The sequence below is a fragment of the Streptomyces roseochromogenus subsp. oscitans DS 12.976 genome (genome assembly GCF_000497445.1).
Taxonomy (GTDB): Bacteria; Actinomycetota; Actinomycetes; order Streptomycetales; family Streptomycetaceae; genus Streptomyces; species Streptomyces oscitans.
Genome location: NZ_CM002285.1, coordinates 4,901,959 through 4,913,359, shown reverse-complemented (window position 1 = coordinate 4,913,359; position 11,401 = coordinate 4,901,959). Strand labels below are relative to the sequence as shown.

General features: G+C 65.2%; 9 protein-coding genes, 2 tRNA genes, 1 other RNA gene and 2 pseudogenes. 9 read left to right on the top strand and 5 right to left on the bottom strand.

The window, feature by feature from the left end:
* Together M878_RS70830 and ffs are read right to left on the bottom strand one after the other, a co-directional pair.
* Window positions 1-1,509: DNA polymerase III subunit gamma and tau (locus M878_RS70830; protein WP_023548906.1), on the bottom strand; the 1,509-nt coding region annotated here is incomplete at its 3' end.
* Window positions 1,510-1,566: 57 nt separating this feature from the next.
* Window positions 1,567-1,661, bottom strand: an RNA gene (gene ffs / locus M878_RS92955) — signal recognition particle sRNA small type.
* 121 nt (window positions 1,662-1,782) lie between these two features.
* Between ffs and M878_RS70825 the strand changes: the two genes are divergently transcribed.
* A tRNA-Ser gene (locus tag M878_RS70825) sits at window positions 1,783-1,867 on the top strand.
* Between the two features lie 80 nt (window positions 1,868-1,947).
* Here M878_RS70825 and M878_RS70820 read toward each other — a convergent pair.
* Both M878_RS70820 and M878_RS70815 read right to left on the bottom strand, forming a co-directional pair.
* A pseudogene (locus tag M878_RS70820) lies at window positions 1,948-2,578 on the bottom strand (tyrosine-type recombinase/integrase); the annotation flags it as partial.
* Between the two features lie 151 nt (window positions 2,579-2,729).
* On the bottom strand, window positions 2,730-2,936 hold the full coding sequence (locus M878_RS70815) for a hypothetical protein (RefSeq protein ID WP_023548900.1): 207 nt from the start codon (window positions 2,934-2,936) through the stop codon (window positions 2,730-2,732).
* A 477-nt stretch (window positions 2,937-3,413) separates the two neighbouring features.
* Between M878_RS70815 and M878_RS48420 the strand changes: the two genes are divergently transcribed.
* The 6 genes from M878_RS48420 (at window position 3,414) to M878_RS70805 (ending at window position 8,091) form a co-directional block, all read left to right on the top strand.
* Window positions 3,414-4,373 carry a hypothetical protein gene (locus M878_RS48420; protein WP_245238164.1) on the top strand — a complete coding sequence of 320 codons (960 nt, stop codon included), beginning with the start codon at window positions 3,414-3,416 and terminating at the stop codon, window positions 4,371-4,373.
* A gap of 482 nt (window positions 4,374-4,855) precedes the next feature.
* Window positions 4,856-4,952 (top strand) — tRNA-OTHER (locus M878_RS97635).
* Window positions 4,953-5,573: 621 nt separating this feature from the next.
* A complete protein-coding gene (locus tag M878_RS97630; protein WP_158692724.1) occupies window positions 5,574-6,563 on the top strand; it encodes a hypothetical protein in 990 nt (329 codons plus the stop codon).
* A 705-nt stretch (window positions 6,564-7,268) separates the two neighbouring features.
* A complete protein-coding gene (locus M878_RS97625) occupies window positions 7,269-7,418 on the top strand; it encodes a hypothetical protein (protein WP_023548895.1) in 150 nt (49 codons plus the stop codon).
* Between the two features lie 38 nt (window positions 7,419-7,456).
* Window positions 7,457-7,672 carry a type II toxin-antitoxin system VapB family antitoxin gene (locus M878_RS70810; protein ID WP_023548893.1) on the top strand — a complete coding sequence of 72 codons (216 nt, stop codon included), beginning with the start codon at window positions 7,457-7,459 and terminating at the stop codon, window positions 7,670-7,672.
* The gene (locus M878_RS70805; protein WP_023548891.1) at window positions 7,669-8,091 is read left to right on the top strand and encodes a PIN domain nuclease; all 423 of its coding nucleotides are present in this window, start codon (window positions 7,669-7,671) and stop codon (window positions 8,089-8,091) included. Before M878_RS70810 ends, M878_RS70805 begins: the two co-directional genes overlap by 4 nt.
* Before the next feature lie 324 nt (window positions 8,092-8,415).
* Here M878_RS70805 and M878_RS70800 read toward each other — a convergent pair.
* Window positions 8,416-9,037 (bottom strand): annotated as a pseudogene (locus tag M878_RS70800) (replication initiator).
* A gap of 540 nt (window positions 9,038-9,577) precedes the next feature.
* On the opposite strand from M878_RS70800, the gene M878_RS70795 reads away from it, so the two are divergent.
* Both M878_RS70795 and M878_RS70790 read left to right on the top strand, forming a co-directional pair.
* Entirely contained in the window at window positions 9,578-10,558 is a 981-nt protein-coding gene (locus M878_RS70795) for an EamA family transporter (RefSeq protein WP_023548884.1), read from the top strand.
* Between the two features lie 10 nt (window positions 10,559-10,568).
* Window positions 10,569-11,306, top strand: a complete 738-nt coding sequence (locus M878_RS70790) for a 2OG-Fe dioxygenase family protein (RefSeq protein ID WP_023548883.1) — start codon at window positions 10,569-10,571, stop codon at window positions 11,304-11,306.
* Window positions 11,307-11,401: the final 95 nt, after the last annotated feature.

Sequence of the window (11,401 nt, the reverse complement as noted above, 5' to 3'; positions counted from 1 at the left end):
GGCCTGGGCGGCGGGGGCCGCCGGGGTGGCCGCTGCCGGGGCCGGGGCCTGATCGGGCGCCGACGGAGCTGTGGGAGCCACCGGGGCCGTAGGTGCAGGGGCTGCCGGAGCCGGACCACCGCCGACACCGGAACCACCGACACCAGGTCCGCCGGCAGCGGGACCGCCCGCACCCGGACCACCCGCACCCGCACCACTGACATCAGGGGCACCTGCCCCCTGGGCACCGGCCCCTCCCGGGCCGTTGGACGTACGCACGGCCGCCCGAGCTGCCGCCGGGCCGCCGCCGGGGTGGGCCTCGGGGCCGGGGACGTACCCCATGGCCGGGGTGCCGGCGCCGCCCGAGAAGTTGACGCCGCGCTCGAGGCGGTCCAGGCGGGCCATCACCGAGCGCTCGTCGCCGTAGGCGGCGGGGAGCAGCACGCGGGCGCAGATCAGTTCCAGCTGGAGGCGGGGCGAGGTGGCGCCGCGCATCTCCGTCAGGCCCTCGTTGACGAGGTCGGCGGCCCGGCTCAGCTCGGCGGCGCCGAAGGTGGAGGCCTGGGCCTGCATGCGCTCCAGGACGTCGGCCGGGGCGTCGATGAGCCCCTTCTCCACGGCGTCCGGCACGGCGGCGAGGATCACCAGGTCGCGCAGCCGCTCCAGCAGGTCGGCGACGAAGCGGCGCGGGTCGTTTCCCCCCTCGATGATGCGGTCGACCACCTCGAAGGCCGCGGCACCGTCACCGGTGGCGAAGGCCTCGACGACGGAGTCGAGAAGAGAGCCGTCGGTGTAGCCGAGGAGGGCGGTGGCCATGGCATACGTCACACCCTCCGCGCCCGCACCGGCGAGGAGCTGGTCCATGACGGACATGGAGTCACGCACGGAGCCGGCGCCGGCGCGCACGACGAGCGGGAGCACGCCCTCCTCGACCGGGATGTTCTCCCGCCCGCACACCTCGGCGAGGTAGTCCCGCAGGGTGCCCGGTGGCACGAGCCGGAAGGGGTAGTGATGCGTACGCGACCGGATGGTCCCGATGACCTTCTCGGGCTCGGTCGTGGCGAAGATGAACTTGAGGTGCTCCGGCGGCTCCTCGACGACCTTCAGCAGCGCGTTGAAGCCGGCCGACGTGACCATGTGGGCCTCGTCGATGATGTAGATCTTGTACCGGCTGCCTGCGGGACCGAAGAAGGCCTTCTCGCGCAGCTCACGGGCGTCGTCCACGCCACCGTGCGAGGCCGCGTCGATCTCGATGACGTCGATGGACCCCGGGCCGTTCCTGGCCAGGTCCCGGCAGGACTGGCACTCGCCGCACGGGGTCGGAGTGGGACCTTGCTCACAGTTCAGACAGCGGGCGAGGATGCGCGCGCTGGTCGTCTTGCCGCAGCCGCGCGGACCGCTGAACAGGTACGCGTGATTGACCCGGTTGTTCCGCAGCGCCTGCTGCAGCGGGTCGGTGACATGCTCCTGCCCGATGACCTCGGCAAAGGTCTCCGGGCGATAGCGGCGGTACAGCGCGAGAGACGACACGCATACGAGGTTATAGGCGCCCACTGACAACCGGTCCCGGCCACGGACACCAGAAACGCAAGGGCCCCCCACGCACCCGCCAGAGCCGACCTACCCTTGCTGCCTTCCGGCCCTGGGGGAGTTCAGTCAGATAGCGCCGCGTGAGGGGCTGCGCCCCACAGTACCCGATCGCGGCCCTCGGTCAGTACCCGATCACCGGCCACGACCACACCCGATCCGGGCCTGCGGGAACGGGTTCGCGAGCACTCCCCTCGGTCATGTAATGTTTCCGGCGGAGGATTCGCCTAGAGGCCTAGGGCGCACGCTTGGAAAGCGTGTTGGGGGCAACCCCTCACGAGTTCGAATCTCGTATCCTCCGCAGCCGCCTGAACAGGCGAAACGAAGGGCCCCGCTGGTCACCAGCGGGGCCCTTCGGCTTTGTCCTCAGCCCTCGTTGTCCTAGTTTTTGTCCACAGGGGGTGTTTCCGGGGTCCCCAGATGGCATCCACGATCTTCCTGGCCACGTCCTTGAGCATGGCGTCGGGCACGTGGAGGTACCTCGCCCGCATGCTGGCCGAGGTACCCGGTTCCCAGCCCATGATCTGGTCGATGACGCGGGCCGGGACACCGAGCAGCATCATGAGCACGGTGGCGCCGTGTGCCGGGCATCGTGCAGCCGACCGCCCCGAACCTTCGCGTCTTCCAGCAGCCGCTTCCAGTCGTAGTAGTCCGTGTTCGGACTCAGGAGACCACCCAGAAGCTTGGGGAAGACGTAGTCCGACTCTGTCCACAGGTCGCCGCCCGCCTTACGCTCGCGCTCTTGCGTCGCGGCGTGTGCGCGGAGCATGGCGACCAGCGGACCGTGCAGGGTCACGGCGCGCCGGCCAGCTCTCATGGTGTTCTTGGTCTCCCGCCGGACCGGCACCTTGTCCGGGCAGTACCCCGCCTTCGCCCGGCCGCACGGTGAGGCGTCCGTCCACCCATGCTTGCACCTGGGGCGCAGACGGGTCCGGCGCAGTCTCAGGTACTCGTTGTCGAGGTCGACGTCAGACCAGCGCAATCCGAGCGCCAACGCCAGCATCCACGGCGCCGTTCCATCGTTGCGGTTGTCATGGCAGCCCCGCTGATCGCCTTGCAGCACGGCAGGTGTGACTGCTGTCGCCTTGGTTCACGGCCAGGTCCTGACCGGCGGCTCTCGCGTCGGGACGGAGAAGGCGGAGCCGGGTGAGAAGCCTGACCGTTCAGCCGCGCGGGCGGATGCGAATATCCAGCCTGCTCCTCACTGGCATCTGCACCAGCTGTGAAGAACCTGCTGCGCCCCGCCCGTACTCCCACTTCGCCGCCGCGAACCTCTCCCTCGGTACGTCGACCGAGTCGTACACCACGAACGGATCGAGCAGCGTCACGCCGGTGAACCAAAACAGGTCGTGCTGGAGCGGGTGAAGCACATCTGCCAGCCACTCGTGAATGCCACGGGGCTCACCATGCGCAGTCGCTCGGCCGCCAAGCCAACCAGAGAAACGTTGAGCACGGGCTCGGGGTGGGTCATGACGATGTGAGGCAAGTGCTGACGCCCAGGTCATGATATGTCAGGAGATGCCACCCCAAACGCCCGGCACGTCGGCCTGAGTGGAGAGCTCAGCACCCGTCAGGCATACGGCGGTTCCGCGGCTCTAGTCGTCGTCAGGCACTGCCGGCGCAGGTCGTCAGTCACCACCCTAGAACTCAAATCGTCGCGCAAAAATAGTCAAATAAATATCACCATCGATCCCAATTACCAATTAGTTGGTCACTCATGCCTGCAATACAACAATCAGATGCAACTCGAAGAACCACCCCTCTACCATCTCTAGCGAGTGATCGAGACGCAGTCGCGCCACCCTCGACCCCGAAGACGTCGACACAAAGCGAGGAGAAGGCAGAACGTGACCGAGAAAGACAGCGAAAATCCGCGCACATATACCGAGATCACCGAAGTGACGCCCGGCAAGTGTTCGAGTTGGATGGAAAAGAGGACATGTAACCGTGTCCCCTTGAAGCGCTCCAATGTAGACAAGTTTAAGAGCATTCTGCGAAATGGGCAGTTTCGCACTACTCACCAAGGCTTCGCTCTGGACTGGCATGGCTGTCTCATCGACGGACAGCACCGAGCCGCCGCCATTATCGAGACCGGCGTTACAGTGACCGCACAGGTCACGTACAACCTCAGCCCGGACACCTTTGCTGCGATTGACGGCGGTCGCGTCCGTGCAGCCGGCGACTTCGTCGCACAGATCACGGAGATGAGGCAGAGCAACTCCAACGTCTATGCAGCCGCGCTTAAGATCCTCGCAAACCGCGCTGCGGGCCTGCACTGGATGAGGTGGACCAGCGGACGGCTGACCGCCGAACAAGTACAGGATTTGGTCCCAAGATGGCCGGTCGACGAGGAGCGCATCGTCCGCCTGGTCAGCAAGGGAAAGCAATGCCACTCCAGCGCAACGGGATTGATTGTCGCGCGCACGATCATTGCAGAAGTATGGCCTGAGAGTATCGCCGACCTGTTCTTCGACGGCATCGGCGAGACCAGCCGTGAATTTGTCGGGCGAGACCCTCGATCCCTGTACACGAACACCATGATCAATGTGAACCGCGGGGTCGTGAGCAGGGACAGTGTTCAGCAGTCGGCTCAAGCTATCAAAGCATTCAACGCCCTCGTATCGGGTGACTCTATTGGCACCCTGAAGAAAATGAAGGCGGCCGGCGTAAAGATCATCAAGGATCGGCGAACCGGCAAGGAGATTCAGCAGGAGTACCCTCCGGACCGTTATCCGGAAGTCATTCAGCCGGCCATCAACATCAGTGACAAGTGGCTTGGGAATGACGACACAAGGTCAATCGGGTAAAGGAACAGGTCAGGGCTGCCGCCTGAGCAAGCGCATCTAGTCGTGAGGGACAAGGCGCCGAGCCCTACCGGCTTGGGCAGCAAGCGCGAGTGCAGGTCCCTCGATGCCGCGGCGGAGCCGCATGACATCGGCAGCCTTGCCACGTACCGGTGATACGAAGTTGTCGGCGCCCTGGGCTCCTGGCAGCCGAGGTATATGGGGTGAGTGCCAAGGTGTGGCGTCGTTCACCGTCGGCCCCCTTGGCGAGTTCCCGGAGTTTGGTCGGGCTCTGGCGCGGCGCTCGGAACTGGTCACGGACGGCCTGCGTTCGGCTGGCGCGACCTGCGATTCCGGCAAGCAGCGGGATGACATGCTTGAGGCAGCCTCGTCGCACTGCCGGGGGCGCGTGGCGGGAACACCACTCGACCGGTTGCGGTTTCGGTTGTGTTCATCCTGGTCCAGCACAGTCCACAACCGGCCGAGCGAACCACATCGCCGCAGGTGAGGAACGTTTGTGACTATCTCTGAACAGCCAGACGAACATTTGGAAAGCGTGTTGGGGGCAACCCCTCACGAGTTCGAATCTCGTATCCTCCGCCAGTGGCTCACCGGGCACGATGTCGAAGGGCCTCACCGTTCGCGGTGGGGCCCTTCTTCGGTTCCGTTGGCCTCCACCATGACCCGTCTGTCAGCAGCCGGCCTGGACCGCCCGGATCCATCTTTCGTCGCCTTACGCTCCTTCGCGCAGTTGGCAGGCCGCATCGTCACATCTTCGAGCACCGCCTGGCACCAACGACGCTCTGCGTCGACTGCCTTCGCTCGGCAAGCGCGGCAGCCACAAGCTTCTGCACGAGTAGTGCTTCAACAGGTGTGGCGTCAGCCTCGAAGGCCGACTACGTGCCAGCCACGCCCTGGCAGTACGAGCCGTGGAACTCGTCGCCGGTGTTCACCGCAGCGCAGGCAGTGGCCAGCCTTGGGCCCGTAGCGGTCAACTCATCCGTGCGCGAAGCGGGGCAGCAGTCGGTTCAGGTGGACCGAGCCGGTTCTGCCGCCGCAGGTCGAGCGCCACCTGTCGACCGCCGCTACGCAGGCCCCGCATATTGCCGTGCCGCCAAACATAGTTCACTCGATGTGGCTGGATCCCCGCAGAAACCCTCGAAGTGCAACTTCCGAGCCTCATGATTATTCATAGTCTCGATCTGGCGGCGCGAGAGGAAAAACATGCGCGATGTCTTCACCCTCATCACGGAACGAGTTCTGCGGGACAGTGGCGGGGAGCCCATCTGTGCGCATGTCGGCGATGTTCAAGCATGTGCAATCAAGAGCCATCCCATGTATCAGGCATTGCGCGAGAAAGTTCGACTTGGCCGATCAAAATCGGTGGCTAGCTTGCGCCTATGGGAGTCGGTTTGCACTTTGGCAAGAGAAGGCGGCCACCAGCAGCGGGAGAAATGGTTGATGATCCTATTGGATCTACTGACCCCCTACTTTGGCGGATGGTCGAAAGAGTTGGCGAGAAAATGGCATTACGAGGTCTCTGACATCAGGTCTGCGATGGTAGAGAGCGTTCTGGAGGAATGGTTTTCCATGACAGGCGGCATGCCTGCCAAGAAGCTCCTGGACACTATGATGAATCGCGCGTTCGCCAAGGCTCGCTGCCTGGTAGAAGCCGGAAGCTCGGAAACGTGTACGACAAGTACGGAGCATTTGATTTCCGATGCCGCACATGAGGAATATTCTACGCTGGTCGCATCGTCGATCATTGATGCCAGCACGGTGCAGAATCCGGACGCCGACGAGAGGATTCGAGGCGAGCGCATAGGAGCCCTACTACAACGGATGGGAGCCATAGAGTGGGCCAAGACCTATCACGACAAAGTCCGCAATGGTTTCCGCGACGAGGCAGACGCCCCCTCCATTACTCCCACACAGGTGGGGCGATCCTGGGTGGACGGGAGGAATCTTTACTATCGGATTTCCGATCTCCTGCCGCAGTATATTGGTTTCAGTGAGGCAGCCAATGTTGTCTGCCTTTCAGAATCACAAGCATCAAGGATGGCCAAGAAAGGAACCCTCCCCTTTAGGGTACTCTGGATTGGAAATAGCCGGGTCGTGTTGGTCAGGTCGCTTATGCACGTCTTGAGCATCCCGGATTCCATCGTGCATCCCGATGACGTGGAGAATGGAGCCTCTCACGTCGGCAGAGAATAGGAAATCGACGAACTCTTTCGTTGCCGAGGGGACCAGTCCTCTGCTGCTACTTGGCCAGGCTCAACGAACGAGCCAGGGCGGCGCCTGACACAGGAGATCGCGGCTCAGCTTCGTCATGGCAGATCTTCTACTGCCGACTCACTCGTCGGGCACGGCCCAGGGCGGGGCGGGGGATGCTCCGGGATCCGCCTTCGTGGGGCAACCGTAGATCATGGAACTGCACCGGCCCCTGACACGTTCCGTGTCCGGCGGAGCGAACTCGACGATTCCCGCCTGGCACGCGTACTCGCCAATCGGGAGGACGCCGCCTCCTCTCCAGAACCGCGCTCGATGTGGGGAACTGGCGGACCGTCTCCAACACTCAGGGTCCAGTGCGCCTTTCCCGCCACACTTTCCCCTGCCATGGCGGCCCCTGCCGCAGCTCGCCCTGCAGTAGTTCACCTGCAGCGGCCCACTGCACTGCGCGCAGCGGGCTACGGCTCCCATCGCCGAGTCCGCGCCTAGGGGATGGTGTGCATCGTAAAGATCCTGCCGCCCAAGGGCTACAGTCCCTCCCCCGCGAAGGAACGTCGAACGACGCGGCCCACGGACCACCGTCACCCGCGCCGCGGACAAGTCCGCCAACGCCGGCCTTTACGTGCTGGCCGACCGGCTGCTCACAGCCCTGTCTACCGCACCGGAACCCGACCCCTCTTCGGCCGCGGCGTGCCGTTCGCGACGGACGCCGAGGAGGTCGTCGCCGAGTACGCGAGGCATGCGTTGCGCACCGACGTCCACCACATCGCCCACGCCTTCGATACCGGGCCCGGCGGCCAGGCCAAGGTACCCGATGACACCCCACAAGGCACCTCATGAGATATACTTGATCTCACATTTGATATCAGGAGGCGTACATGAGTCGGACGGTTATCGACCTGGACGACGACCTGGTCGCGGACGTGGCCAAAGCGCTCGGAACGAGCACCAAGAAAGAGACGGTCAACACCGCTCTTCGCGAGGTGCTGGAGAGTCGGCGTCGCGCCCTGGCCCTCGCCCGGCTGCGTGCCGCGGCCGGGGACGGCGCATTTGATCTGGAGCTGTTCGAGAACAAAGAGAACTACCGTCGGTGAACGCGGCCCAGTTCCTGATCGACACCAGCGCGCTCGCGCGGTTCATGTACAGGGAAGCGGAGCAGTACGGCTGGGACCAGGCCGCCGCGGCCGGACTCATCGCGACCTGCCCGATCACCGAACTCGAGTTCTTCTACAGCGCACGGTCAGCTGCCGACCGGGCGAGCGGCATCGAGGACCTGCGGCTGATCTTCGGCTGGGTTCCCGTCGACGACCGCGCCTACGACCGCGCCTGGCAGGTCCAGGAAGCCCTCACCAAGCAGGGGAAACACCGAAGTGCCGGAGCTGTCGACTTGGTTGTCGCCGCGACCGCTGAACTGCAGGGGCTCACCCTGCTCCATCGCGATCACGACTTCGAGTGCATCGCCGCAGTGACCGGGCAAGCCCTCCAGTGGTATGGCCCGGAGCACGGCAAGTAGGTCAGGAAGTTACAGTTCTGGTTGCGTTCACCACCGTACGACATCGTTCAGAAGCCCACCCGAGCCGGCTGCGCCGCAGGTCAGAACGCTCCCGCACATCCCCGTATCCCCAGACGAACATTTGGAAAGCGTGTTGGGGGCAACCCCTCACGAGTTCGAATCTCGTATCCTCCGCCAGCTCAGAGGGCCGGACCATGAAAGTGGTCCGGCCCTCTGGCGTTTGTCCGTCTCAGTTTCCGTCTCAGTTGGCTTCCTGGCCCGCTCCGGGCGCCGCCCACAGGGCGTCTCCGACTTGCTGAGCGACTTTGCGGAGCATGACGCCGGTCACATGCATGTAGCGGGCGCGCATCCGTGCCGCTCCCCCAGGCTCCCCTGGCCGCGGAAGCCGAGCATGTGAGCCCAGGCTCGAAGCCGGAGATCCGCCAGCTCGGAGCGTGCGCCGAGGGTCCATGCGGTACGGATCACGCGCCGGGCATGTTCGGTGATCCGGTCCTGGGCCAGCTCGGCGAGGAACCTGATCGGCCGGTCCAGGGTGCCCGTCGCCGTCTCGGCGCCCTTGGTGGCGTACTTGGCGATGTACGCCGCCACGGCCCGCTCGGTCAGCTCCTGGCCGTCGTTGAAGTCGGCGGAACGGATCGGGCGGACGTCGAGCTGACGGCCGAAGACGAAGGTGTGCGACCAGCCGTCGATCTCCGGTCCGTCGATGCGTGCCGCACTGGTAGCCGCACGGATGGCGTCTGTCAGCAGCTCGGTGGTGGCCCAGGCCGTCGAGGCGGATGACCGCGTGGAAGTGGACAGCACCACGCTTCCAGTACTCGGCGACCTTGGCGAACGAGACGCGCGCGTGGTCGCGGAAGGCTCGCTGCGTGAGCCCAGCCCTCTTGGCGACCTCCCGGCGGAGGCAGATCGAGAAGCGCCGCCAGAGGACCCCGGCGTGCGCGTTCATGGCTGAGCATGGCCTCGATCAGCTCGCCCAGTTCGTCCTGCACCTTCACCGGCCGCCGCCCGCCGCCCGCCAACCCGTGGCGTAGATGACGATCAGCGGCGCCGTGGCCAGTCGGAACAGAGCGTTCTCCCCAGGCGGATCAGCTCAACGCCTCTGTCATCGAGCCCGGCAGCCCGGCACGCGGCACTCACCAGACTGATCACTTGATCACGGAAGGGGTCACTTTTCATCGACCGGTAGGGGTCACGGTTCACGGAACGGCGACAGGCCCGATCCGTTTGAGGAATCCAGCACTAGCTGTTCCCTCACGGGAGTGCGTCAGCTGCTCACGCAGGAGCACGACACCGTCTTTACTCCCCGGATTGTTCGACCTTTCCTCATGACGCGCGCGTCGCCGGCTCCTCAGCGGCCCGGGGTATGCCCGGGTTCAGGTCCAAATATCCCGGTATGGAACAGCGGTTCGTTTGGATATGCCGACGGCCTCTTGGGACAGCAGGTCGTTGCCTCAAGACTGGGGCCGCGGGGAGAAGAGGAGGAACCGTGTCTCGACGCCATACGCTGCTCGGTCTGCTGGTAGCGGTCATCTGGGGTGCCAACTTCGTGATCATCGACGCCGGCCTGGACCAGTTTCCTCCGCTGTTGTTCGCGGCCCTCCGCTTCACCTTCGTGGCGTTCCCCGCGGTGTTGTTCATCAAGGGCCCGGGGGCACGGTGGACCCATGTCGCCGCCATCGGTCTGCTTCAGGGCGTCGGGCAGTTCGGACTGCTGTTCACGGGAATGCACCTCGGGGTGCCGCCCGGACTCGCCTCACTGGTGCTTCAGGGGCAGGCGGCGTTCACCGTGCTCTTCGCCTTCCTCTTCCTCCGGGACAGACCGCGTCCGGCGGCTCTCGTGGGGGTCATGCTGGGTGTGCTGGGTCTGGTCATCATCGCCGCGGACGCCGGAAAGGCTCCGCTTGGCGCACTGCTGATCGTGGTGTCCGCCGGGGCCTGCTGGGCCGCGGCGAACGTCGCCACCAGGATCGCCCGGCCGACCAGCGGCTTTCGGCTGACCGTGTGGTCCGCCCTTGCTGCTCCCGTGCCGTTGTTCCTGCTCTCTCTCTTCCTCGAAGGGCCACAACGCGACTGGAAGGCGGTCGCCCATGTCAACGGGACCGGACTCGGCGCGCTGGTGTTCACGGTCGTCCTGTCGAGCCTTGTCGCGTTCGGTATCTGGGCTTCCCTGCTGAAGAGCAATTCAGCCGCGTCCGTCGGCTCCTTTTCCCTTCTGGTCCCGGTCGTGGGCGTCATCACCGCCTGGCTGGTCCGACACGAGGTGCCCAGTACCACCGAGCTGGCCGGCGGCCTGCTCATCCTCGCCGGGGTCACGGTCGTGATCCGGCCCGATCTGCTGCACGGCCTGCGGCGTTCGCCGGGCCGGGCGGGCAGCATCGCAGAACCGTCCGCCGCGCAGGACGACGGTCTTGCGCGCACCTCCTCAGAATCCGCCACATCCCCCGGCATCGACATCTCCACGAAGTAAAGGGTGGGCAATGAACAGCCACATCACACAGGACCGACCGATTGCGCAGGAGCTGCGCGACCTCGGCTACGCCGCCGGGCAGATCGACACGGTCCTGGGCCGGTCACTCACCGCGTCGCCCGAGTGGCAGACCTTCCTGTCGTCCTGGGACCGGCTGGTGCTGGACCCGTTCATGGCGGACGGCGGCGACTACCGGGTACGGCGCTATTCGGAGTTCGACTGCACTGCCGAGTCCGTCGAGTTGCTGCCGCACCGCGCTTATCACCAGACCAAGCGCATCAACCAGCTCAACGGTGGCGTGGAGCGCCTTTTCGAGCCGTTCGAGGACGAGGTCGCACGCGGCCCGGTCGTCCACTCGCTGCTGGCATGGTGCGCCCGGCAACTGGACGAGGCCGAGAAGAGCCCCGGCACCTGGTACGCCCAATGCTTCCAGAACCGCATCTTGGCACGTCCGCAAAGCCAGGGGAAGCCGACCCCTGAGGGCATCCACCGCGACGGTGTGGACTACGTGTTCACCGTGGTCGTGGGCCGCAACGCAGCCGATGGTGGCGCGAGTTCGCTGTACGCCGCAGAACCCGGCGGCGGCCACGGGCGGGAGTTGGTGAGCGTGGTTCTCCAGCCTCCCGGCGACTTCCTGCTCAACGATGACGAGCGGACTTTGCACGGTGTCACGCCCATCGTGTCGACCGTTGAGGGCGGCACCGGCCACCGGGACACGTTCATCGCGGTCCTCACCCGCCGTACCTGACAGGCACGTTCGTCGCAGCCGCGCACGGATACTCCAGCGCGGATGAAACAGGTCGGCCCGGTCCCTCTGCGCAGGGCCGGGCCGCACGCGTGTCG